Origin of the sequence: Citromicrobium bathyomarinum, assembly GCF_038594485.1 — a bacterium.
GTDB classification, from domain to species: Bacteria; Pseudomonadota; Alphaproteobacteria; order Sphingomonadales; family Sphingomonadaceae; genus Alteriqipengyuania; species Alteriqipengyuania bathyomarina_A.
The window spans coordinates 1,009,354-1,032,373 of sequence record NZ_JBCFZG010000001.1 but is presented as its reverse complement, the minus strand read 5'-3'; the positions used below and the strand labels follow the sequence as shown (position 1 = coordinate 1,032,373).

19 protein-coding genes are annotated in these 23,020 nt (G+C 63.4%); 9 read left to right on the top strand and 10 right to left on the bottom strand.

Translation table 11 applies throughout. The features are described 5' to 3' along the window. The coding region (locus AAG591_RS05190) for a hypothetical protein (protein WP_342529948.1) at window positions 1–212 on the top strand (212 nt) is incomplete at its 5' end. Next, the gene (locus AAG591_RS05185) at window positions 209–1,039 is read left to right on the top strand and encodes a DAPG hydrolase family protein (RefSeq protein ID WP_230832762.1); all 831 of its coding nucleotides are present in this window, start codon (window positions 209–211) and stop codon (window positions 1,037–1,039) included. The genes AAG591_RS05190 and AAG591_RS05185, both read left to right, overlap by 4 nt. 164 nt (window positions 1,040–1,203) lie before the next feature. Here the strand turns inward: AAG591_RS05185 and AAG591_RS05180 are convergent, their stop codons facing one another. Next, the gene (locus AAG591_RS05180; protein ID WP_230832761.1) at window positions 1,204–1,542 is read right to left on the bottom strand and encodes a hypothetical protein; all 339 of its coding nucleotides are present in this window, start codon (window positions 1,540–1,542) and stop codon (window positions 1,204–1,206) included. A gap of 167 nt (window positions 1,543–1,709) precedes the next feature. Here AAG591_RS05180 and trhO point away from each other — a divergent pair, with 167 nt between their 5' ends. Beyond that, window positions 1,710–2,696, top strand: a complete 987-nt coding sequence (gene trhO, locus AAG591_RS05175) for an oxygen-dependent tRNA uridine(34) hydroxylase TrhO (protein ID WP_230832818.1) — start codon at window positions 1,710–1,712, stop codon at window positions 2,694–2,696. Beyond that, window positions 2,680–3,345, top strand: a complete 666-nt coding sequence (locus AAG591_RS05170; RefSeq protein ID WP_413775939.1) for a glutathione S-transferase — start codon at window positions 2,680–2,682, stop codon at window positions 3,343–3,345. Before trhO ends, AAG591_RS05170 begins: the two co-directional genes overlap by 17 nt. 497 nt (window positions 3,346–3,842) lie before the next feature. Here the strand turns inward: AAG591_RS05170 and AAG591_RS05165 are convergent, their stop codons facing one another. Beyond that, window positions 3,843–4,883 (bottom strand): fatty acid desaturase family protein, encoded by a 1,041-nt coding sequence (locus AAG591_RS05165; protein WP_342529946.1) that lies wholly within the window; start codon window positions 4,881–4,883, stop codon window positions 3,843–3,845. A gap of 554 nt (window positions 4,884–5,437) precedes the next feature. Here AAG591_RS05165 and AAG591_RS05160 point away from each other — a divergent pair. Genes AAG591_RS05160 through AAG591_RS05150 form a run of 3 tightly spaced genes read left to right on the top strand, consistent with a single transcriptional unit; the run spans window position 5,438 to window position 9,443 of the window. Beyond that, window positions 5,438–7,555 carry a TonB-dependent siderophore receptor gene (locus AAG591_RS05160; protein ID WP_342529945.1) on the top strand — a complete coding sequence of 706 codons (2,118 nt, stop codon included), beginning with the start codon at window positions 5,438–5,440 and terminating at the stop codon, window positions 7,553–7,555. Next, window positions 7,555–8,133: a hypothetical protein gene (locus AAG591_RS05155; protein ID WP_342529944.1), complete on the top strand. Its 579-nt coding sequence runs from the start codon at window positions 7,555–7,557 to the stop codon at window positions 8,131–8,133. The genes AAG591_RS05160 and AAG591_RS05155 overlap by 1 nt, the downstream gene beginning before the upstream one ends. Next, window positions 8,130–9,443: a PepSY-associated TM helix domain-containing protein gene (locus AAG591_RS05150; protein WP_342529943.1), complete on the top strand. Its 1,314-nt coding sequence runs from the start codon at window positions 8,130–8,132 to the stop codon at window positions 9,441–9,443. The genes AAG591_RS05155 and AAG591_RS05150 overlap by 4 nt, the downstream gene beginning before the upstream one ends. A gap of 55 nt (window positions 9,444–9,498) precedes the next feature. On the opposite strand, the gene AAG591_RS05145 is transcribed toward AAG591_RS05150, so the two are convergent. From AAG591_RS05145 to AAG591_RS05110, 8 genes are all read right to left on the bottom strand, one after another. Beyond that, window positions 9,499–11,268: a DEAD/DEAH box helicase gene (locus tag AAG591_RS05145; RefSeq protein ID WP_342529942.1), complete on the bottom strand. Its 1,770-nt coding sequence runs from the start codon at window positions 11,266–11,268 to the stop codon at window positions 9,499–9,501. Between the two features lie 238 nt (window positions 11,269–11,506). Beyond that, window positions 11,507–12,532: a formylglycine-generating enzyme family protein gene (locus tag AAG591_RS05140; protein ID WP_342529941.1), complete on the bottom strand. Its 1,026-nt coding sequence runs from the start codon at window positions 12,530–12,532 to the stop codon at window positions 11,507–11,509. Between the two features lie 28 nt (window positions 12,533–12,560). Continuing rightward, the gene (locus AAG591_RS05135; RefSeq protein WP_342529940.1) at window positions 12,561–13,388 is read right to left on the bottom strand and encodes an HTD2 family dehydratase; all 828 of its coding nucleotides are present in this window, start codon (window positions 13,386–13,388) and stop codon (window positions 12,561–12,563) included. Window positions 13,389–13,402: 14 nt separating this feature from the next. Next, entirely contained in the window at window positions 13,403–14,158 is a 756-nt protein-coding gene (locus AAG591_RS05130; protein ID WP_342529939.1) for a 3'(2'),5'-bisphosphate nucleotidase CysQ, read from the bottom strand. Then, entirely contained in the window at window positions 14,155–16,077 is a 1,923-nt protein-coding gene (cysN, locus tag AAG591_RS05125; RefSeq protein ID WP_342529938.1) for a sulfate adenylyltransferase subunit CysN, read from the bottom strand. Before cysN ends, AAG591_RS05130 begins: the two co-directional genes overlap by 4 nt. After that, the gene (cysD, locus tag AAG591_RS05120; protein ID WP_425341634.1) at window positions 16,077–17,000 is read right to left on the bottom strand and encodes a sulfate adenylyltransferase subunit CysD; all 924 of its coding nucleotides are present in this window, start codon (window positions 16,998–17,000) and stop codon (window positions 16,077–16,079) included. Before cysD ends, cysN begins: the two co-directional genes overlap by 1 nt. A 271-nt stretch (window positions 17,001–17,271) precedes the next feature. Beyond that, complete coding sequence (locus AAG591_RS05115; RefSeq protein ID WP_342529936.1) at window positions 17,272–18,306, bottom strand: phytase; 1,035 nt, start codon at window positions 18,304–18,306, stop codon at window positions 17,272–17,274. Beyond that, window positions 18,306–21,089 carry a TonB-dependent receptor gene (locus tag AAG591_RS05110; RefSeq protein ID WP_342529935.1) on the bottom strand — a complete coding sequence of 928 codons (2,784 nt, stop codon included), beginning with the start codon at window positions 21,087–21,089 and terminating at the stop codon, window positions 18,306–18,308. The genes AAG591_RS05115 and AAG591_RS05110 overlap by 1 nt, the downstream gene beginning before the upstream one ends. Window positions 21,090–21,499: 410 nt before the next feature. Between AAG591_RS05110 and AAG591_RS05105 the strand changes: the two genes are divergently transcribed. Both AAG591_RS05105 and AAG591_RS05100 read left to right on the top strand, forming a co-directional pair. Beyond that, a complete protein-coding gene (locus tag AAG591_RS05105; protein WP_342529934.1) occupies window positions 21,500–21,787 on the top strand; it encodes a hypothetical protein in 288 nt (95 codons plus the stop codon). A gap of 55 nt (window positions 21,788–21,842) precedes the next feature. Next, window positions 21,843–22,757 carry an HpcH/HpaI aldolase/citrate lyase family protein gene (locus AAG591_RS05100; protein ID WP_342529933.1) on the top strand — a complete coding sequence of 305 codons (915 nt, stop codon included), beginning with the start codon at window positions 21,843–21,845 and terminating at the stop codon, window positions 22,755–22,757. The last annotated feature ends 263 nt before the right edge of the window (window positions 22,758–23,020 follow it).

The window sequence follows — 23,020 nt, the reverse complement described above, 5'->3', positions numbered from 1 at the left end:
GGGGGGGGGGGGCCCCCGCCGATGAAGGCTGGGCGACCGACCATATGCGGGCCTTGCAAGCGTACAGTGTCGGCATTCAGCTCGCTGATGAAAACCTGGGGCGCAGGCCGATGCCGTTCATGGCCCCAGCCAATCTGGAACGGCTGGACGCATTGCGCGCCAAGTTTGATCCCGAAGGCCGGTTCAATGCTTATATGGGGCGTGTATCATGAAAAGCAGTAAGCCGATTGCAGGGCGCTATCTGGGCTATCGCGAGGCAGATCGCGCCGCGCCCTATGCCCGGTTCTTCAACCCAGAGCTTGCCCCGCTGGCACCGCATGTGTGCGCCGCGCTTGATCGAGGCGGGGTGCCGGACATTCTGCTGCCGGACATCGATCAGGCGACTACCAACCTGTTTGGCGGAGAGGCTGTGCTGGAAGACGGCTTTGTGCTGACCAGCGACGGCGGCATGCGAGTCAGCGTGCGCTCCGCCATGCCGAGCGTCACCCCGGCGATGGTCGATTGGTGGTTCGGCTGGCACGGCGATGCTGCGTCTAAGTATAAGCTGTGGCATCCGCAGGCGCATGTGCATGTCGGCTGGCGCGAAACGCCGCCCGCTGGCGCCAGCGGCCGCGTGCTCTATGTCGGGCAGACGTCAATCGTTGACGAATATATCGGTAGCGATCTGATCCGCGGCGCGATTCGCTTTGTGCCGCCCGCGACGCTTGGTTTCACTGACAAGAGTCTGGACGACGACCAACAGGCCACCATCATCTGCGCCCAGATCGGCCTTGGCGACGCCCCGATCGACATCGGCTATCTGGCGCACCATGTCCGCGCGGTTCCCGGAGGCAGCGAGATGCGGTCGCGCTTCTGGATGGGCGGCAGGCACGTCGCAGGGCGCAACCTCATTGGTGGTATGGCCGCAGTCGTTGCCAAGCGTGTGCTGAGTGTAACGGAAAGTGATGCCCGTGCGCTGCTCGTCCACTGCGCGCAGGAGATGCCGCATCTGGCATCCTTCCTGCCGGAGCTGTTCGGCGAATTCAAAGACGCCGAATAGCTCGTTAGAGCCACTACGGGGTAATTCGGCCGCCAATGCTGGCCGTTCGCCCGCCGCAGAAACCGCCTGAACGTATGGCTGATTCCAGCGAGATCCTTTGAACTCGTTAAGAGCCGATTTGTTGGCGGTTGACGACACCAGCGCTGTGTCGGATACATAATAATTCAGCGTTGCTTCTTCGCCGAGGTCGCGGTGAAATTGGGGTCCTTGTTCGCCACCCAATCGACAAATTTGCGCACGCTGGGGTTGGCCAGAAGGCCCTCCACATCCATCCCATGGCGCTGCAGTTCGGAATTGGTGAAATTGGCGATCAGCGTCTGCTGGCAAAGGGGGTGCGTGGGCACAACATCTCGCCCGCCCCGGCTCTTGGGCACGGGATGATGCCAGACAATGGCCTTGCCAGTCGGCCGACCGCATAACCAGCAGGGTACCGCCGGCGCCGGAGCCTCCTCCTCGCTATGCAAGTGGCCATAGGGATCGTGTTTCGAATGTCTGCGGGCCATGCGTCTGCCTCAATTTGCGCGGCCCGCCTCTAGCGGGTGGGGTCAGAATTACCACACCAGCCTTTCCTGCCTGGGAGTTCGCCATCGCATCGACCATTGTGCAGCACGCGGGTTGGGCGTGATAGCTGACGCGCCTTCTGCATGACGCTATGGGACCTGACATGCACATGCTTCCGCGCGAATCCCATGAGCCTCTGCACGTGGCAGCCCTGTACCGCTTCACTCGGTTCGAGAATTGCGAGGGTTTGAAAGCGCCACTTGAGCGCCTGTGCCGTGAGCAACGGGTTCGCGGCACGTTGCTTCTTGCCCCTGAGGGCATCAACGGCACGATTGCCGGACCGTCTGAAGGGATCACCAGAGTCCTGGAGGCCATTCGCGCCCTGCCGGACTGCGCTGAACTCGACGTCAAACTGTCGGGCGCATCGGCGATGCCGTTTCATCGCATGAAGGTACGCCTAAAGCGCGAGATCGTGACGATGGGCCAGCCCGAGATTGATCCTCGGGCGAGCGCCGGAACCTACGTCGAGCCGCAGGAATGGAACGCCCTGATCGCGGACCCCGACACCATCGTGATCGACACACGCAACGACTACGAGGTGGCAGTGGGAATGTTCGAAGGCGCGATCGATCCGCAGACAACGAGCTTCCGCGATTTCCCGGCATGGTTTCGCCACGAGCGCGAAAGGCTGCTGGGCCCCGATTACATCAAGGGGGGAAAGCCTGCGAGGGTCGCGATGTTCTGCACCGGCGGGGTTCGCTGCGAGAAGTCCACTGCCTTCCTGAAGCAGGAGGGCGTCGACGAGGTCTTCCACCTCAAGGGCGGAATCCTGAAGTACCTGGAGACGGTTCCCGCGGAAGCGAGCCTTTGGCGGGGGGAGTGCTTCGTGTTCGACCAGCGGGTAACGATCGGCCACGGTCTCGCCCAGAGCACTTACACACTTTGCCACGCCTGCCGGCGCCCGGTCAGTGCAGGTGACGCTGCATCACCACTCTACGAAGCGGGGGTAAGTTGCCCTGCGTGCCATTCCGAGAGGAGCGAACAGCAGCGTGCGTCCTGCCGCGAACGCCACCGCCAGGAACTGCTCGCGGCCGCGCAGGGTCGCGCTCACATCGGCGCAGTTCAGATAAAGCTGCATGATGGTCACACCGACTGATCCGGTTCTCTACAGTTTTCGGCGCTGCCCATACGCGATGCGGGCGCGGCTGGCGCTGGCGGTGAGCGGAACGCGCGGTGAACTGCGCGAGGTCAAGCTTTCAGCCAAGCCCCAGGCGATGTTGGACGCCTCGACCAAGGGGACCGTTCCCGTGCTCGTCCTGCCAGGCGGAGCAGTGTTGGATGAGAGCCTCGACATCATGCGCTGGGCCCTCGCGAACCGGGATCCCGAAGGCTGGCTGGCGCGGGACGACGCGGAGCTGATCGCGATGAACGATGGCCCGTTCAAACGTGACCTCGACTGCTACAAGTATCCCGAGTATTGCAGCGCGGACGCGCGCGCGCATCGCGAAAGTGGCCTGGCGTTCCTGCGCGAGATTGACGGACGCCTGGCCGGTGTGGGCCAGCTATGCGGGCCTGCCCGCGGGCTGACGGACGCTGCGATTATGCCTTTCGTGCGGCAGTTCGCAGCCGTCGACCGGCAATGGTTCAGCGCTCTACCGTTGCCGCATCTCCAGGGCTGGCTGGCCGGTCACCTGGCCTCCGGACTGTTCGCGACGATCATGGCGCGGGCAACCACCTGGTCGCCGGATGATTCCCCGCTTGCCGTCACGCTGCCTCAGCTCAGTCCAGGCGATTGGCGCTCCTGACAACGAGCAGATGATCGGTCGGCAGCTTTCGGGGCGTTTGTTCGCCGGTTGGAATTACCGGAATGTTGGCGGGAGCGGCCTACTGACCGGAAACCTAAGAATGGCGGCTGTCCCCCAATCATTTCCTGAAACCTGCCAGTCCGCAATCGGCCCAACTTCCGCCGTTCAATGAGGCGGTTGAGCTGCCAATTTTCGAACGTTAGTCGGCCGATCGCACCCTTGTAACGGTTTGGCGCAAATTCGGGATTCTGGGGGTATCGGTGGGGGTATTTTCCAAGAGTTGGGCGGAAAAAACGAGCAATGTCAGAACGTTATATGTTCGCTATATGTTCCTCCTCCGCTACCATTCTTGCAATGGTCAGCCGAATGCATCCAGCGGTGCGCGACGCAGCTTCGAGTGCTGCCTGCCGTGCATTTACCCCGGGCGGTCGGCAGCGACGGCTCCGATCCCGTTGAAGGTCAGGCTCCGCATTTGCAGGTCGCGCTCCGCTCAGCGCCTAGTGGCGTTGGAGCGTCGCGCGGCCAAGGCGCTTAAGCAACACACCGAGCGACGAATAGCTGGCCTGCGGATAGGCAGAAGGCTCGGGCAGGGCAGCGGCCAGGCGGCGGTGCGCTTCGGGCAGCGAGTGATAGGGCAGGCGGGGCAGCAGGTGATGCAGCGCGTGGAAACGCAGGCCTATGGGCGCCCACAATACACCCGGGAAAGCGGCGGGGACGTTCGTGCTGTCACGATACTGGTCGGTCAGCGACAGTTCCTCGCCGTCATTCTCCCACAGGTGCGCCACCAGCGTGCGCGTCTGGTTGAGCAGCGCGACGCCCGCGACGACCAGGCAGTAGATCGCGAAAGCGCGCAGCGGCAGGATGCCTAGCGCGGTGGTTGCTATGATGGTGACCGCGACAATGCTGGCCGCAGCCTCCTGCGCTTTCCAGCGGCGCGCGAAGTCTCCCTCGGGCGCGGGGCGATGATAGGCTGGGTTGACCTCGAGCGCTGAAAAACGCTCCACGATCAACCTCCGCAGCGGGGGGATCACCCATGACAGCGGCCCCAGAATGCCGAAGCGAAGCAGCATCAGCGCCGGCATCGCGAGCGCGCCCAGCGTGAAGAGCGGGAGAGACCAGGGCCGCATATGCGCCAGGGGGATATATTCCGGATCGCGCTCCGTCCCATAATGCACGCGCGAATGGTGCACCGCATGGATGCCTTCATAAAGGAAAGAGGGCAGCATCAGCGGCGCGCCGACACCGATATTCCACGCGAGGCGAAAGCCGGGCAGCTTGCGATGATCGAGGTGGGTGATCTCATGAATGAAGAGCACCGCCCGATACAGCGTAAGAATCGAGAGGACGACGAGCGCGCCGGTCAGCAGCGCGCTGCCACTCGCTATCGCACCCAGCAATGCGGCATAGCCGATAGCTGCCGAACCGAAGCAATCGCCCCAGTACACCAGCGGCTTGGGCCGATGCAGGTCGCGAGTGAGCATTGCCGCCTGACGCAGCATCTCCTTGTCTTCTGATCCGGGGGCTGGGGCTAGAAGCATCGGTTTTCGCTCTTTCGCGTGGTGAGATGAACATTTGCCATGATGAGTGGCATGGCAGCAATCGGGTAATGGCGGAGTTGACGGGGTATCGCGAGCTGCCGCCCCTGTGCGGCCTGCCGAGCAACATATGCGCGCGGGCTCTGCGAACAATATAGGCGTTCGGGTAGGTGGGTGCCAGTATTAAGGCGGAGTGTGTCCCGCTCGCGGTGCGTTTCGTGGTCGCGGAGCAACAGCGCCGATACGCTCGAACGGTGATTCTCCGCAGTGCGGAAACGGTCGCGCGGGCCTGTCGGCGGCGCGGGCGGAGCGTCCACCTCAAGCAAAAAGGCCCTCAGGTTCGGGATCGTGCACGATCTTGTCGAAACCAGGTCTCGCATATCTTCGCCCCATGCCTTGCACCGTGGGTCTAGGCCAGAGCGACCCTGGGGGTCATTGAGCGAGATCAAGCAAACCAGATCAAGCTTTCTGACGCCTCGCACACCGCGGTACGCTTTCCTTGCAATTGCAAAGTAGTCGCATTAGCAGTTCCCTCATCGACAACGAGGGGTCACATTTTGAAACCGATTCTCAGCACGTCCACCGCGATTTTCACCCTGATGCTTGCGTCACCGGCGTTGGCCGACCAGTCCGATCCGCAGGCCGATCAAGCAGAAGCAGGCAAGGATAGCTCCGCGACGATTGTCGTGACGGGCCAGTTGACGGATTTCGGCGCAACCAAATCCGACACGCCGATCGTGGAAACGGCGCGGTCGATCTCGATCGAGACGGAAGAGGATTTCGAAGAGAAAGGCGCACAGTCGCTCGACGACGCGCTGACCTATTCGGCGGGCGTCACGGCAGAGCCTTTCGGCTTCTCGACGCGCGGCGATTTTGCGCAGGTCCGCGGCCTCGATGCACCCGAATATCGCGACAACCTCCAGTACCTGTTCGGCTACTACAACACGACCCGGCAGGACATCTATACGCTGGAGCAGGTCGAGGTGCTGAAGGGTCCGGCCTCGGTGCTCTACGGCGCAGGCTCCCCGGGCGGCATCATCAATGTCGTGACGAAGCGACCCTATGGCGTGACCGAAGGCGAAGTGCGCTTCGATTACGGCAGCTTCGACCGCAAGCAGATTGCCACCGACATCAACATTGCGATCCCCGGTGCCGAAGACGAGGCGCAATTCCGCTTCGTCGGGCTTTATCGCGATGGCGATACCCAGATCGATGAGGTGAGCGACAACAAATTCGTGCTCGCCCCCGCGCTCACCCTGCGCCCTGCCGACGGCACCGAAGTGACGATCCTCGCCAATTATTCGGACCAGGATTCGGACACCGCGCACCAGTTCCTGCCTGTCACGGGCACACTGTTGCCGTCGGCGAGTGGGCAGAAGATCGACCCATACGAATACATGGGTGCACCCGGGTTCAACGCCTACGATACGCAGAGCTTCGCCCTCACGCTGATTCTCGAACAGCAACTGAGCGATGCCATATCGGTCGAGGCGGTTGGACGTTATGTCGACTCGCAGGCCGATTATCGGCAGGCGTGGATCGCCTTCCAGGGCAATGGCGTGCCCCGCATCGACGCGGACGGGAACGGCATCTGGACCTACTACCTCGCAGACAACCGGAGCGAGCAGCTGGCGGTCGATGCGCGCATTCGCGGCGAGTTCGATACCGGCCCAATTACGCACGAACTGCTGGCGGGTGTGCAGGCGCAGGACGTCTTCACCGATTCCGATACGGCCTATGTCTTCAACGGCGGCACGCTCAACGTCTTCGATCCGCAGTACCAGAACGTGCCGAGCGTGGAGCAGATACGCCAGTTGCAGACCAACGGCCCGCGCAACTACGTCGATACGACCGGCTACTACATCTCCGACCAGATGAGCTGGGGTGCGCTGGTTGCCAATGCGGGCATTCGCTTCGACCGTGTCACCAACCGGGTTCAGAACGGCACCACCCAGAAAGACGATGCGACCAGCCTCAGCTTTGGTTTGCTGTGGCGAGGCCCAGCGGGAATTTCGCCCTATGTCAGCTATGCGGAGAGTTTCGAGCCGGTCGTCGGGATCGACACCATCACCAACGAGCAGCTGTTGCCGCAGGAAGGGCGGCAGTACGAGGCGGGGATCAAGTGGCAGCCGACCGGCGTCAACGCGCTGGTCACCGTCTCGGCGTTCGATATCGAGGTTTCCAACCTGCCCAATCCCGCATCGCTGGTGGGTGGCAACAGCCAGCAGGAAGGCAAATCGAAGGTTCGGGGTGCCGAGCTTGAGGCGAACGCATTGATCGGCGGATTGCGGGTCGATGGAAATGTCAGCTATCTCGACGCCAAGGATCCCAACGGCCTTCCGCTTACCTCGATTTCCGACTGGCAGGCATCGCTGTTTGCTCTCTACAATTTCCGCGGCCCGCTTCTTGGGCTGAGCTTCGGCGGCGGCATTCGCTATGTCGGCGGGAACGAGAGCAATGGCATTTCCGCCATCGACAACAGCCTGCTGACCTACAGGGTCGATGGCCGGACTGTAGGCGATCTCTCGCTGGGCTACGATTTCGACAGGTTCCAGCTGCGCGTAACCGCGCGCAATGTAACCAACGAGGAGTATTACGCCGTCTGCCTGGTGCGCGGGGACTGCTTCCCGGGTGAAAAGCGCAGCATCAACGGCTCGCTGACTGTCAAATTCTGATGGCGGGCGATGCGCTCATGTGGCTCTCGATCACGCTCGCCGTTGCGGGCGTGGTCGTCCTGCGTGTGTCCTGGGGGAAGCCGAAGCGCTCCACCCCTCTGAACCTCGCAGGCTGGGCGGGGCTGCTTGCTGCGGTGGTGGTGGCTGACCGGACAGCGGGCGAGTGGGGCATTACGATTGCCGTCCTCGCCGTAACCGGCGCGGCCTTCGTCGCGCTGGCCTTCGCTGCCACCAAGCCGGCGCGCCAAGCGCGAGCGAGGCTGGTCAGGACCAGCCATCAGGGCGCCGACGAGACTCAATCCCGGTCCCGCTCCGGTCTTGTGACTTTCGCGATTACTGGGCCTCTCGCGCTGGCCGCCAGCGTGCTGGCCGCCCTTGCGGTACGGGCGCTGATCGTGGGGGCAGGGGGTACCGAGGCGGATGGCAACGTTGCCGTGCTCGCCACGGTGCCGATCGTCTGGCCGGTCCTGACATTTGCACTTCTGATGATGTGGGGCCGCAAGGCGCAATTGGGCTGGGTCATGGGGCTCGCGGTCCTTTCGGCCCCGTTTGTCTTCCTTCAAGGAGGCCCCGTATGACGCTCGCGTTTTCGAAAGAGATGGTACGCAAGGCCATTTCCGCGCACTCGGCCGTGGGCCTCATCTGCTGTGCGCTGCTCTACCTGATTTGCGCGAGCGGCACGGCCATCGTGCTGTACGAAGAATGGCAGCGTTTCGAGCAGCTCGATGCGCCTGAAATGAACGAAATCGAGCCCGGCAGCGTGCAGCGCGGGATCGAGAATGTGCTGGCGAGCGAGGAGAGTGGACCGGCGACGACCCACCTCTACGTCCACCTTCCGACCAAGGATCTGCCTCGAACCACGATCACCACCGACACACAGGCGGTCCATATCGACGGGCAGGGCGACATCGTCGTGCCGGAGGAAAACGCCTGGGCGGAGTTCCTGCTGGCGCTTCACTATCGCCTCAACCTGCCTGCCGTGTTCGGCATGACGCTGGTCGGCCTGTTCGGGGCGATGATCGTCGCGCTGACGATCTCCGGCGTGGTCGCGCATCCGCGTATCTTTCGCGATGCCTTTCGTTTGCGCGCACGCCGGGCGGACGATGTCGCGACGCTCGACTGGCACAACCGGCTGGCGGTTTGGACACTGCCCTTTGCGCTCGCCATTTCGCTTACCGGAGCGATGATCGGCCTGTTTTATGTTTCCGGATCGGCCCTCGCCGCCGCTGCCTATGGTGGCGATAGCGGCGCAGCGCTGGCGCCGGTCTTCGGAGACGAACCCGAAGAGGACACAGCGTCTGGACCGATCCCCAATGTCGTTCCCGCATTGGCTTTCATGGAGCGCGAGTATCCGGACGTGGAGCCGTATTACGTGATCCTGCACGATCCGGGCACGGCGGGACAGCATATCCAGATCGTTGCCGAGCATCCGCGTCGCCTGATCTTCGGTGAGTACTACGGGTTCTCTGCCGATGGCGCATTTCGCGGAACCGTGGGGCTGGCGGATGGAACCGTCGGGCAACAGCTATCCGCTTCCACCTACAACCTTCATTTCGGCAATTTCGGCGGTCTGCCGGTGAAGATCGCGTATATCGTGTTCGGCCTCGCCCTCACTATCGTGGTGGCGACGGGCACCTTCATCTGGCTCGACAAGCGAGAGCGGCGTGGCAAGGTGTCGACCCGCCTACGCGCGGCCTGGTGGGGGCTGGTGGTTGGCGTACCGGCGGGAATGGCGGCGACACTGATTGCCCGGATTGCGATAGGAAACGCGGCGCCATTCGTGCCGATCTTCTGGATCGTCTGCCTCGGCGCGGTCGCGATCTGGCTTTTCCGGGCAATGCCCAGCCGGCGCAACCGCGCTAAGGAATCGGCATTGCCCGCCGAGTAGATCCCGATCAGGCCATTGCCGGGCGGAGGGGGCCTCTAGTCACCGCCGCTACCGATCAGCGATCTTTCTTCTTCGCGCCTTTGTGTGGCTTGTTGGCGCGATTGCCCTTGAAGTCGCCCTTCGGCTTTCCGCCGAAATTCTTGCGGTGCGGCTTCGGCTTGCTATCGCGGTGTGCGCCGGGATGCGCCTTGCGATTGGTGCGGGCAGCGTCCCGAGGTCCGGTCGCGGAAGGTTCGATCCGGATATCTTCGCCGTCCTCACCATCGCCAGCCGTACGGTTGACGGCATCGGCGAACTTGTCGGCAATCGCGCGCGGGATCTGGAAATAGGTTTCGTTGGGCCCGATACGGATCGCGCCAACCTCGTTGCGAGTGATATGGCCGCGGCGGCATAGCAGGGGCAGAATCCAGCGCGGGTCCGCATTGCGCCGGCGGCCGATATCCATGCGGAACCAAGCCGTATCCTCGAACCCGGGGCGATGACGCTCTGCCTTGGCAGCGCGGTGTGCCTCGGGCGTGTTGGCGATCAGGTCCTCGGGCTCCGGCAGCTTGGAACGGTGCGCGCTCACCAGCATGGCTGCGAGTTCCTTCGCGCTTCGCTGTTCAAGCAAGCTGTCCACCAGGTCGCTATCGGCTTCGTCGGTCTCGACCGGTTCCAGCAAGACTTTCAGCAAACGCTCGCGGTCCTTGGCGCGGATGGCTTCGCGATCGGGCGCGTCGGTCCACTTGGCGTCGATCTTCGCGTTGCGCAGCATTGCTTCCACCCTGCGGCGGCGCGAAAAAGGCACGACCAGAACGGCGGTGCCTTTGCGACCGGCACGCCCGGTACGACCGGAGCGGTGCTGCAAGGCCTCCGCGTCGCGCGGAATCTCGACATGGATGACCAGGCTCAGCGTGGGCAGATCGATACCGCGCGCGGCGACATCGGTAGCCACGCAGACGCGTGCCCGACGATCGCGCAGTGCCTGAAGCGCCTGATTGCGCTCGCTCTGCGAATTTTCGCCCGACAGCGCCACGACAGCGAAGCCGCGTTCCTGCAAGGTTGCGTGGAGGTGGCGGACCTTCTCGCGCGTCCCGCAGAACAGGATCGCGGTCTCCGCCTCGTGATAGCGCAGCAGGTTGACCACGGCGTTCTCGACTTCGGGCGGCGAGACGACGACCGCCTGATAGGAGATGTCTCCGTGCCCACGATCCTTGCCAACCGTGGTGATGCGCAGGGCGTCGCTCTGATAACGGCGGGCGAGCGCTTCGATCGGCTTGGGGATCGTCGCGGAGAACAGCAGCGTGCGGCGATTATCCGGTGTCGCGTCGAGAATGGCCTCGATTTCCTCGCGGAACCCCATGTCGAGCATCTCGTCGGCCTCATCGAGGACCACCGCGGCAATGTCGGACAGGTTCAGCGCGCCGCGCTCGAGATGATCGCGCAGGCGCCCGGGCGTGCCGACGACGATCGTGGCACCCGATCGCAGGACGTTGCGCTCGTGCGAGGGGTTCATTCCGCCGACGCAGGTCGCAATGCGGCCACCCGCCTTGCCGTACAGCCAGCCGAGTTCACGGCTCACCTGCAAGGCAAGCTCGCGCGTGGGAGCGATCACGAGGGCGCGGGGTGCACCCGGGCTGGGGGCATTCCCGTTCTGGTCGAGCACGTTGCGGGCAAAAGCCAGCCCGAAGGCGACCGTCTTGCCGGAACCGGTCTGCGCGGAAACGAGCAGATCGCGGTCGTTTGCTTCGGTTTCGAGAACGGCGGCCTGCACATCGGTCGGGGCGTCATAGCCATGTTCGGCGAGGGCGGATTGCAGGGGGGCGGGGAGGTTGGGGAAATTCACGTAAATCTCTCGGGTACAGGGACGCGCACGGATGCTGCGCGGCCACATATTGACCATCCAGGTATGTGGAAATGGGTGGGTCGAGCGATCAATGCTCGACGATGTCGGTGCGCCCTTAGACTAATTTCGCCGCCTTGGCTTCCGAAATTTTCGGGACGCTTGGATGGCGATGGCGAGGGATTGCGCCCAGGCTGCGTGTTGGGGCACAGACATCGCGCTTTGATGACGACCGGCAGCGTCAGTCTGGTTTGCTATCGTACGCCAGCCGGAACCCCACATTGCTTGCCCCCAGCCCCGGATCGCGCGCCTGACGTGCAGAAGGGCGGTAGCGCTGGCAATAATTTGGAGCGCACAGGTAAGAGCCACCCTTCATCACCCGGCTCTGCAGGGAAGGGTTTTGCGGGTCGAAAGCGTTATCCGCGTCCGGGCCTTGCGGGTCATTGGTGTCCGCGGGATCGTGACCGGGCCGATAGTAATCCGCTGTAACCTCCCAGACATTCCCGATCATGTCGTACAGGCCATGGGCATTCGGCGCATAACAGCCGACCGGGGCGATCCCCTTGAAACCATCGGTCTCCTCGTTGACTACCGGGAATACGCCCTGCCAACTGTTCGCTTCGTCAGGGCCCGGCTGCTCCCGGGAAGTGTCCCCACCTGCGCTCGCGGCGAACTCCCATTCCGCTTCGCTTGGGAGGCGGCCATCCTTCCATCTCGCGTAGGCCACCATGTCGTCCCATGCGAGATGGACGACCGGTTCGTTGGCTGCGGCATTGGGCCCGGCGGCCCCGTAGGGTTTCTTCCAGTTCGCTCCCGGCACATACCGCCACCAGTCGATATAATCGTTCGATGGCCGGTCGGGCGGGGTAAAGACGGCCGAACCCGGTTCGAGCATATCGGACGGTATGTCTTCTGGCGATGCGCCGAACTGCTCCGGGTCGACGGGAAGTTCCGCCACGGTGACATACCCGGTCGCGGCGACGAAGTCGGCGAATTGCCGATTGGTCACCTCGTGCGGGTCTATCCAGAACTCGCCGACCCGGGTCTGGCGGACGGGACCTTCTTCAGCATACATTCCCGTCTGCCCCATCGAGAAGGTGCCACCGTCGATCCGTACCGGATCATCACCGATCTCCGGGCAATTCATCGCTGGGAGCGTCGAAGCATCAGTCGCGGCTTCGGGCGTCTGCTGACATGCCGCAGCCGAGCCGAGAACGATGAGTATCGGAGACACGAGCACCCGGTTCATGCCGGTGACCCTATCCATTGCCGGACCCGGTAAACACGCAATATCGCTATCGATCCGTGCGGGCGGATGCGACCATGTTTTTCCCTTCACCCTGCTGCGTCCAGAGTTCGGCGCCGTCGTCGCCAGCGGTCCCGCAGACGTGGAGCGGCAGTCCGTCGAACGCGGGTTGCTGGCCGCGAAAATCGAACCCGGTGATGGTGTCCCCCAGGTTCGTGACTGCGAGGCGGATCAGCAGCTTGGCCTGCAAGGGGCCGTGGACGACGAGGCCGGGATAGTACTCTTCCTCGATCGCGTAGGGGCGGTCGTAATGGATGCGGTGGCCGTTCATGGTCAGCGCGGAATAGCGGAACAGCAGGACCGGATCGGGGTCGATCGTCTGGCGCCAGGCCGCGCCGGGCGCGTCTTCTGGCGCAGGCATGGCGAGCCGCTCGGTTGCCGGTTCGCGATAGACCAGATCCTGTTCCTCGCTCACCGCGACGCCTTCGCCAGCCTCGAAATCGTGGCGAATGGTCACGAAGACCAGCTTGCCGCTTCTGCCTTCCTTCTCGGCGATCGAGGCGATGGTCGAGGTCTTCTTCACCTCTTGTCCCAGCATCAGGGGCTTTACGAAGCTCAGACGCCCGCCTGCCCACATTCGGCGAGGCAGGCGAACGGGGGGCAGAAAGCCGCCCTTGGCAGGGTGCCCGTCGCTGCCAAGTTCGGTGGGCGGCTTCACGTCCCAAAAGTGCAGCCAGTGATCGAGCAGCGGCATCGGATCGCCGATCCGTAAATCGCCGGCACCACCCAGCGCGATATCGAGCGCGTTGCACCGCGCAGGATCGAGCGTGTCGCTGGCGGTGATGCTGCGGCCGATCCAGTCGTCGAATTCGCTCATCCGCCGCTCCCTTGTCAGGCCGAAATGTCGGCCACTTCTGCCAGGATGCGCTTCGCCAGCTCGGGCCGACAGATCAGCAGGTCTGGCATATACGTATCCGCCTGGTTGTAGACCAGCGGCGACCCGTCGATCCGCGAGCAATGGAGGCCGTGCGCGGCGGCAACGGCAGCAGGGGCGCAGCTGTCCCATTCGAATTGCCCGCCCGAATGCAGGTAGATTTCGGCCTCGCCGCGCACCACGGCCATCGCCTTGGCGCCCGCGCTGCCCATTTCGACCAGCTCTCCGCCGAGACGTTTGGCGACCTCTACCGCCTCCTTCGCGGGCCGCGTGCGGCTGACGACAAGGCGCGGGGTGGGGGCAGGTTCGGGCAGGGTCTGCGGATCGTCACTCCGCAGAACAAGGTCGCAGCCGGGCAAGGCGACTGCACCGATCGTCGGCACGCCGTCGATGGCGAGAGCGACATGCACTGCCCAGTCGGTCCGCGCCTCGCCATATTCGCGGGTGCCATCGACCGGGTCGATGATCCAGACACGCTCTTTGGAGAGGCGCTCCTCGGTATCCTTGCACTCTTCCGACAGCAGGCCATCGTCGGGGCGCAGGTGCCGGATTGCATGGCACAGGAACTGGTTGGCGGTCTCGTCGCCCGCCTTGCCCAGCGCCTTGCCTTCGATCAGTCCCGACCCGCGCACATCAAGCAGGATGCGTCCCGCGGTCTCCGCAAGGCAGGCGGCAAGCTGCGCATCGTCGAGTTCGCGCGCGTAGTTGATCATTTGAGCGCACCAAGCGAGCGAACGATGTGTTCGGCCGCCTCAGCCGGTGTCATCTCGACGGTGTTGACCGTGATGTCCGGCCGCTCGGGTGCTTCATAGGGGCTGTCGATGCCGGTGAAGTTCTTCAGCTTGCCCTCGCGCGCCTTCTTGTAGAGGCCCTTTACGTCGCGTTTCTCTGCCACTTCGAGCGGGGTGTCGACGAAGATCTCGACGAATTCGCCCTCGGGCAGCATGTCGCGCACCATCTGCCTCTCGGCGCGGAACGGACTGATGAAGGCGGTGAGGACGATCAGGCCCGCATCCGCCATCAGCTTTGCGACCTCGCCGATCCGGCGGATATTCTCGATCCGGTCGGCATCCGTAAAGCCCAGATCCTTGTTCAGCCCGTGGCGGACATTGTCGCCGTCGAGCAGGAAGGTGTGCCGGTTCATCCGGTTGAGCGCCTTTTCGACCTCGTTGGCGATGGTCGACTTGCCCGATCCGGAAAGCCCGGTGAACCAGAGTACCAGCGGCTTCTGGTTCTTGAGGTTCGCGTGCTCCTCACGGTCGATCGTGGTCGCCTGCCAGTGGACGTTCTGCGCACGCCGCAGGCTGAAGTTGAGCATCCCAGCACCGACGGTGCGGTTGGTGATCTTGTCTATCAGGATGAAGCCGCCCAGTGCGCGGTTCTGGGCATAGGGTTCGAATACGATCGGCTTGTCGGTCGTGACCTCGGCAACGCCGATGGCGTTGAGCTTCAGCGTCTTTGCGGCCAGCTGCGAGCCGACGCTGCCCGGATCGTTGATGTTGATCTCGTACTTGGGTTCGGCGACCGTGGCGGAGACGGTCTGGCTCGCCAGCTTCATCGAATAGGCACGGCCCGCCAGCATCGGATCGTCATCGAGCCACACGATGGTCGCCTCGAACTGGTCGGAGACTTCGGGCGGGCTGTCCGCTTCGGCAAGCACGCTGCCGCGCGAACAGTCGATCTCGTCGGCAAGGCAGATCGTGACCGACTGGCCCGCCTGCGCTTCCTCCATTTCCTGATCGAACAGCACGACCTTGCTGACGATGCTCGTCTTGCCCGAAGGCAGGACCCGAACAGGATCGCCGACCTTCAGCGAACCGCTTGCGACCAGTCCCGAGAAGCCGCGGAAGTCCAGATTCGGGCGATTGACCCACTGCACCGGCATGCGGAAGGGCTCGGCAAGGTTTGCATCGCTGCGTACCTCGACCGTTTCCAGATGCTGCATCAGGGTGGGGCCGTCATACCAGTCGGTGTTTTCCGATCGGGTGGTGATGTTGTCGCCCGCGAGGCCCGAAATCGGGATCGCTGTGAAGTTCTCGATCCCGATGCTGTCGGCGAACGCGCGATAGGCTTCGATGATCGCGTCGTACTGGGTCTGGTCGTACCCGATCAGGTCCATCTTGTTGACCGCCAGGACCAGGTTCTTGATCCCGAGTTGGTGGCACAGGAAGCTGTGGCGACGGGTCTGCACCAGTACACCCTTGCGCGCGTCGATGAGGATCACCGCCAGATCGGCGGTGGAGGCGCCCGTCACCATGTTGCGCGTATACTGTTCGTGCCCCGGACAATCGGCGACGATGAACTTGCGGTTCTCGGTCGAGAAAAAGCGATAGGCGACATCGATCGTGATGCCCTGTTCGCGCTCTGCGGCGAGCCCGTCGACCAGCAGCGCGAAATCAATTTCCTGCCCCTGCGTGCCGACCCGCTTGCTGTCGCTTTCGAGCGCGGCGAGCTGATCCTCGAAGATCATCTTGCTGTCGTAGAGCAGCCGCCCGATCAGCGTGCTTTTGCCGTCATCCACGCTGCCGCAGGTGATGAAGCGCAGCATCGTCTTGTGCTGGTGCTTTTCCAGATAGGCGTCGATATCCTCGGCGATAAGCGCGTCGGTCCGGTAGATCACGTCATCCGACATCAGAAGTAGCCCTCCTGCTTCTTCTTCTCCATCGACGCGTCGCCCGAATCCCGGTCGATCACGCGGCCCTGGCGTTCCGATGTGGTGGTCAGGAGCATTTCCTGAATGATCTCGGGCAGCGTCGCCGCCTCGCTCTCGACTGCGCCGGTCAGTGGGAAGCAGCCGAGCGTGCGGAAGCGGATCGAGCGTTCGACGATCTCGGGCCGTTTGCCCATCACCTTTTCCAGCCGTTCGATATCGTCGGCCATGAACAGGCCGCCTTCATATTCGAAGGTCGGGCGCCTGGCCGAATAGTACAGCGGCACGATCTCGATATTCTCGAGGTGGATGTACTGCCAGATGTCCAGCTCGGTCCAGTTGGAGAGCGGGAACACCCGGATGCTCTCGCCCTTCTTCTTGCGCGCGTTGTAGAGGTTCCACAGCTCGGGCCGCTGGCTCTTCGGGTCCCACCCGTGGCTGGCCGTTCGGAACGAGAAGATGCGCTCCTTCGCGCGGCTCTTTTCCTCGTCGCGCCGCGCGCCGCCGAAGGCCGCGTCGAAGCCGTACTTGTCGAGCGCCTGCTTGAGCCCCTGCGTCTTCCACATATCGGTGTGGAGCGGGCCGTGATCGAAGGGGTTGATCCCCATCTCTTTGGCTTCGGGGTTCTGGTAGACCAGCAGCTCCATCCCGGCATCGGCCGCGCTCTTTTCGCGCAGGTCGTACATCGCCTTGAACTTCCAGGTCGTATCGACGTGCAGCAGCGGGAAGGGCGGGGGCGAGGGGTAGAACGCCTTCTTCGCCACATGCAGCATCACCGCGCTATCCTTGCCGATGGAATAGAGCATCACCGGCTTTTCGGCTTCGGACACGACCTCGCGCATGATGTGGATCGCCTCTGCTTCAAGGCGCTGGAGGTGGGTTAGCGATGAACTCATTGCGGACAAACTCGCGGACTTCTGGTGCCTGGGATCGGGCGACGGGCCGAACCCTGTCAGATTTTGACGGGGTCGCAAGCCTGAAGGTGCCGTGATCGCCCCCGGGGTGGAACGCGCCGACCGGCGTGCGGAAGGGCGTCTCGGTCAGACGTGGCCCGACGTCAACAGTTGGGCGAGGTGGGTGTCCAAGTATCCGTGGTTTGGGAGAAAGATTTTTTTGGGTTGGCTAGGGAGCAATCGGGCCTTTTTCGCTCGATCGCTCCCCGAAGGTAAGACGCTCTTACTCCGCGCCGAGCGCTTTCAGGATTGCGCCCCACGACACTAGCTTGAAGTTCTGCGCATCGGGCGAATTGATGCCGTCCTGCGCGATGAACAGCCCCTGCGGGTAGTCCGGTCCGAAGCTGCGATTGTCCAGCTCGATCCCGTCGGTTTCCTCGGTACTGCCGAACGCGCCTTGGGCGATGCGGAAGCGGCCGACGGGTTCCATTTCGGGGAGACGGTAGACGGCGTAGGCGTTGTCGCCCTGGCTCGATGCGACAAGATAGCCGCCATTTTCGCCCTCAGGCGCCAGCGCCAGCCCTTCGACATCGGGCACCAGCATTCCGGTGTTTGTGCGCGCGACCAGCGTCTTCGTGCCGGTCGTGGCCTCGATCGCCCAGATACCGGCAGCTTCCTCGCCCACGTAGAGCGTGCCCGTGCGCTGATCGAACACGCAGCCTTCCGGCTGGGACGGCACGCTGGCGAGGGTAGTGGTCTCCGATGAAACGCTGCCCGCTGCGAATGTCAGGCGGGTGCGGTAGATCGTGCCTTCCTTCGGGGCGGAGTACACATCGAGCGTGCCGGTGTCGGACATCGCGCCGACGCAGATGCCATAACCTTCGCCCGGCCCGACGCTCACGCGCTCTTTCGCGACCAGCTTGCCGGTCGTCGGATCGAGCATTGCCAGCTGGATATGGGCCGCAGCACGATCGCGACGGTCGCTTGCGAGGACCAGGATCCCGCCGTCCGACATCTCGACCAGATCGACATTGTTGAGGCCGGGTGCCGCCATAAATGCCAGCTGTTCGCCCATCAGATTGTAGACGTAGAGGCCGCCCTTCTTGTCCGTGCTGACGATCAGGCTTTTCGACGGATCCGCCGGATTGCGCCAGATCGCCGGGTCGTCCGCAGCGTCCTCGTTCGCTGTCCCCACCGGAGCAGTCTCGGCGGTCGCGTAAACCGAAACCGCCGGATCGCCCATCGCGGGAACGCTGGCGCAGCCCCCCACCGCCAGCGCGAGGCCGGCGGTGGCAATCATGTTGAAGCGCTTGTCCATCAGAAGTTGACCTTCGCGCCGAACTTCACCGTCGGGCCGTACTCTTCGAACTGGAGCAGGCGCTTGCGGCTGTCGAAGTTCTGGTAGGCGAAGTACTTGGCGTTGTTGACGTTGATCCATTCCGCGAACAGCCGGATCCCGTCGGTCAGCTTGTATTTGGCCGACAGGTCGATCTGGAAGTGGTTGTCGACATAGCGGTCTTCGGTCGGGTCGCCGCCCAGCTCGTCGAGATACTTGCTGCGGTAGGTGCCTGCCGCACGCAGATCGATCGGGCCCTTTTCGTAACCGATCACGATGTTGCCGGTGTGTCTGGATGCAGCCGGAAGCGTGATCTCGCGCGGGTCGTTGATGTCACCGTCGTTCAGCACCGTGCCGGTTGCGTCGGTGTAGGTGTAGTTGAGCTGGAGCAACAGGCCGCTCAGCGGTCCGGGCAGGAAGGTCATCACCTGGCTGTAGCTGGCTTCGATGCCGAACACGGTCGCCGTGTCACCATTGATGGCGCGAGTCAGTTCGTCGTAGTCGACGCCCTGGAAGGTGCCCGGCGTCTGCAGAGTCTGGTCGACGATGAAATTGTCGATCGACTTGTAGAACGCGCCCAATGTGACCGCGCCCTTGCTGTCGAAGTAGTATTCGACCGAGGCATCGGCATTCCACGCGCGGTAGGGCAGCAGATCGGGGTTGCCGAATTCTGCCTCGAGGTCTTCGTTGATGGTGTAGATCGGGGCGAGCTTCGACAGCTTCGGACGGACGAGGCTCTTGTAGCCTGCCGCGCGAACGACAAGGTTGTCCTTCGGTTCGAAGCGGATCGTCAGGCTGGGAAGCCAGTCGGTGTAGTTGCGATCGAACGAAACCGGGATCACGTCGGTGACGTCGTTGCCATCATCCACGACCAGTTGACCATTGAGCGTGGTCTGCGTGTCTTCGACGCGGACCCCGCCGATTACCCGCAGCGTGTCGCTGTCGTAGCGAGCGAGGCCATAGCCGGCGAGGATGTCTTCTTCCGCGCTGTAATTGCTCGGCAGCGAAAGCAGGTCGGTTTCGTACTGGTCGACTTCGAAATTGGCGCGATTGGCCAGGAAGAATTTCGCGGCAGAGTACTTGTCGAGCACAGGCCCGATATCGGTCAGGCGATAGGTCTGCTCACCCAGTAGCGTACCTGCGTTGAGGGTGCCGTTGTAGTCGCCGTAATAGACGCCGGTGAAGTTGTAGCTCTTGTCGCGCCAGCGGCCTTTGAAGCCCCCCTGAAGAGCGAACTCGCCGTCGGCCAGGGCGAAAGACCGGGCCAGGTCGCCCTTGACCGCGTATTCTTCGTCGACGCTGTCCGAAAGCGTGGTCAGCTCGAGCCGGTTGAACTTGTAATTGGCCGGATCGAAGAAATCCGCCGTGTTGCCGGAGACGCTGTAGAGCGGGACGCGATCGTCGCTGTAATCCATCGTCACGTCGACGCCATCGCCGTCGAAGCGCGAGCGGAAACGGATCGGATCGACCGAGAAATTCTCCCGTTCGCTCGACTTCGCCCAGCTGCCCGAAAGGTGAGCCTTCCACACCCCGTCATCGTGTTCGATGCCGATCTGCTGCGACGCGATCTGCTGGCGTTCGAACCGGTCCTTCAGGTCGCGGCGTACTTCGATGCGGCCGTCTGCGTCGGTGAAGAACGCGCTGTCGGCAGTGCCGCTCGCGGGGTCTTCGTTAAAGATCAGCGTGGTGCGACGGCGATATTCGTGATCGTCGAACTGGCTGAAGGTGCCGCGCACGAAGATCCTGGTGAAATCCGACAGGCGGCCATCGGCGTTGAGCGTGCCGCTGATGCGTTCGCGTGTCACGTCGTAGTCGCGATATTCGACCTCTTCGGCGAAGGCCACGCCGCCTGCCTCGTTCCAGTCGGCTGCCTCGATATTGTCGGTCTCGAATTCGCGCTTGTAGTACGAAATGCCGCCCGAGATGCCGAAGTCGTCTCCGATGCGGGTGGCGAAGTCGATGCTGCCTTTGGGCGTCACTTTGCCGACATAGTCGTTATAGCTGCCTTCCAGCTTGACCGAGAGCAGGTCTTTCTTGCGGTCGAATGCGCTCGTCGTGTTGATCTCGACCGAAGCACCGATCGTGTCGGCGTCCATATCGGGGGTCAGCGATTTCTTGACCTCGATCGATTCGATGATGTCGCTCGAAATCACGTCGAGCGCGACCGAACGCACGTCGCTTTCAGGCGAGGGCAGGCGCACCCCGTTGAGCGAGCTCGAATTGAGCTCGGGGTCGAGGCCGCGCACGCTGACGAAACGGCCTTCGCCCTGATCGTTCAGCACGTTCACGCCGGGGAGGCGGCGCAGGCTTTCCGCCACGTTCTGATCGGGGAACTGGCCGATCGCGTCGCGGGTCAGCACGTCGCTGATGCCGTCCGCCGCGCGCTTGCGGTTGAGCGAGCTGGCAAGGTTTGCACGCTGGCCGATGACGACGATCGTTTCGCCCTGATTGGACAGGAGCGCCAGCGTTACGCCAACCTCGCCCGTTTCGGGGACGCTGATCGTCTGGCGAGCGGTCTCCGCGCCGACATAGCTCGCTTCGATGGTGTATTCGCCAGCGGGCACGTCGCCGAAGACGAACGAGCCGTCGCGACCGGTCGTCGCGACCCGGTTGAGCTCGACGATCCGCACTTCGGCGGAGCGCAGGGTCACGGTATCGTTATCTCCCGTCACCGTACCGACGACTTCGCCCGCGAGCGCCGGAGCGGCAAGGGCGGTGGACAGCGCAAGAAGGCCGACCCGAGTGGCGAAACGCATACTGGTCATGTGGTAGTTTCCCTGTGTTCAATCCCGATGCGGCGGGCGGCTATCCGCGCTTGGTTGCGAGAAAGAGACGGATTGATGGCAGTTCGGAGACTCGCGTCGCAGCAGTCGCCGGTCCGGCCATCGGCAGCGCGCAGACCGACGGGGCTTTGCGCGATGGTTCAATCGCTTAGCTTGCCGTCGGGCCGGTCTCGGCAGGCTCGTGCCCAGGATGCAACACCGGTGTCTTTTTCGGATGAGCGAGGGATTTTCCTGTGCGATCGCACAATAGCGGTCCCGCAGATGGGCAGCTTTCGCGATCGACTTGACGCTATGTGACGAACTTGCGACATTTCCGCCGCGCGGCTCATCCCGCCGCGCGTGGGGGAGCAGGGATGATGACGCGAATTCTGCCGACAATTGTATGTCTCGCCATGGCTGCGGGACCGGCCATGGCCCAGGATCGTGCGAGTGCGATCCTCGTCAGGGTAGACCGGGGCGTGGAGAGCGGCTTCTTCGACGACACCGGCGACGCGCGGCGAGAACTGGCGGCGAAGGTCGAGATGGCGGCGCGGATGGCCTGCGCCGATTCATGGACGCCGCGCACCACGATCTACGAATCGATCGACTACCAGGTCGACTGGGAAAGTGCCGACCGCGCGCATCCACGACAGCGCAAGGCGATCGCGCGCGACATCAGTGTGCGTTGCGCGAGCAACTGAGGCCAACCGGGCGAGACGACTGGCGGGATCGCGGCACGGCCGCTAGACCCGCGGCATGACAGCGACCAGCAAACCCGTTTCCAGCGCCGCCGCCACCAATGTCAGGCCGTGGACCGCGCGCTCGCTCCTGTTCGTGCCCGGCGATTCCGAGCGCAAGCTGGAGAAGGCGCTGGCGGGCAAAGCCGATCTCATCATCCTCGACCTGGAAGATTCGGTCGCGCCGAGCGCCAAGCCGGGCGCGCGCGAGCATGTGGCAAAGGCGCTCGGGCAGGGCGACCGGACAAAGCCGCTGTGGGTGCGCATCAACCCGCTCGACACGAGCGATGCGCTGAGCGACCTCGTCGCCGTCGTGCAGCACCGGCCCGATGGCATTATGCTGCCCAAGGCGACGCCCGACGAGGCGCGCCTGCTGGACCACTACCTCACCGCGCTGGAAGCGGCGGCCGGCCTTGAGGCGGAGAGCATCCGCATGATCGTGGTCGCGACCGAGACTGCGCCCGCGCTGTTCCGGCTGGGCGACTATGCGGGCGTGCCCCGGCTCGATGCGCTGACCTGGGGCGCGGAAGACCTGGCGGCGGCGTTCGGATCGTCCGCCAATCGCGATGCGGATGGCAACCTGCTCGAACCCTTTGCGCTCGCGCGGACGCTGTGCCTTGCCGGGGCCAACGCGGCAGGAGTTGCGCCGATCGAGACGATCGACCCCAATTTCCGCGATGAGGAGCGGATGGCCAGGGTGCCCGCCGATGCCCGCACGCTGGGCTTTAAGGGGATGATGGCGATTCATCCCGCGCAGGTAGAACCGATCAATCGCGCCTTTACACCGTCCGAGGATGAACTGGAACGGGCACGCCGGATCGTCGCGCTGTTCGAAGCGAACCCCGATTCGGGCGCGCTGCAACTGGATGGCGAAATGGTCGATATCCCGCACCTCAAGCAGGCGCGCGGGCTGATCGCACAGGCGCGCGTGTAGGGCTCTGACACACCTGACACAGTGTCCTAGGGGCAAAAAACTCCGGGCTTAAACGGATGCGGCGGCCGGATGTTCGCGGCGCGGATCGTGAGGGAGTCGGACGGGGAGAAGGAGCCGCCTGGAGGATAGCGGGACAGCGGCGAGTAGGAAAATCTCGCCACTCCTTATGCTACCCCGATCGTGCTGAGCTTGTCGAAGCACTGCATTTCCTTTTGCAAGTCCGTGCCCGAAGAAAGCGCAGCCCTTCGACAGGCTCAGGACGA

What these genes read in the sequence shown, in the direction of transcription:
- AAG591_RS05185 (WP_230832762.1), top strand. Translation starts at nt 209, where the DNA reads ATGAAAAGCAGTAAGCCGATTGCAGGGCGCTATCTGGGCTATCGCGAG.
- AAG591_RS05180 (WP_230832761.1), bottom strand. Translation starts at nt 1,542, where the DNA reads ATGGCCCGCAGACATTCGAAACACGATCCCTATGGCCACTTGCATAGC.
- trhO (WP_230832818.1), top strand. Translation starts at nt 1,710, where the DNA reads ATGCTTCCGCGCGAATCCCATGAGCCTCTGCACGTGGCAGCCCTGTAC.
- AAG591_RS05170 (WP_413775939.1), top strand. Translation starts at nt 2,680, where the DNA reads ATGGTCACACCGACTGATCCGGTTCTCTACAGTTTTCGGCGCTGCCCA.
- AAG591_RS05165 (WP_342529946.1), bottom strand. Translation starts at nt 4,883, where the DNA reads ATGCTTCTAGCCCCAGCCCCCGGATCAGAAGACAAGGAGATGCTGCGT.
- AAG591_RS05155 (WP_342529944.1), top strand. Translation starts at nt 7,555, where the DNA reads ATGGCGGGCGATGCGCTCATGTGGCTCTCGATCACGCTCGCCGTTGCG.
- AAG591_RS05150 (WP_342529943.1), top strand. Translation starts at nt 8,130, where the DNA reads ATGACGCTCGCGTTTTCGAAAGAGATGGTACGCAAGGCCATTTCCGCG.
- AAG591_RS05140 (WP_342529941.1), bottom strand. Translation starts at nt 12,532, where the DNA reads ATGGATAGGGTCACCGGCATGAACCGGGTGCTCGTGTCTCCGATACTC.
- AAG591_RS05135 (WP_342529940.1), bottom strand. Translation starts at nt 13,388, where the DNA reads ATGAGCGAATTCGACGACTGGATCGGCCGCAGCATCACCGCCAGCGAC.
- AAG591_RS05130 (WP_342529939.1), bottom strand. Translation starts at nt 14,158, where the DNA reads ATGATCAACTACGCGCGCGAACTCGACGATGCGCAGCTTGCCGCCTGC.
- cysN (WP_342529938.1), bottom strand. Translation starts at nt 16,077, where the DNA reads ATGTCGGATGACGTGATCTACCGGACCGACGCGCTTATCGCCGAGGAT.
- AAG591_RS05115 (WP_342529936.1), bottom strand. Translation starts at nt 18,306, where the DNA reads ATGGACAAGCGCTTCAACATGATTGCCACCGCCGGCCTCGCGCTGGCG.
- AAG591_RS05110 (WP_342529935.1), bottom strand. Translation starts at nt 21,089, where the DNA reads ATGACCAGTATGCGTTTCGCCACTCGGGTCGGCCTTCTTGCGCTGTCC.
- AAG591_RS05105 (WP_342529934.1), top strand. Translation starts at nt 21,500, where the DNA reads ATGGCTGCGGGACCGGCCATGGCCCAGGATCGTGCGAGTGCGATCCTC.
- AAG591_RS05100 (WP_342529933.1), top strand. Translation starts at nt 21,843, where the DNA reads ATGACAGCGACCAGCAAACCCGTTTCCAGCGCCGCCGCCACCAATGTC.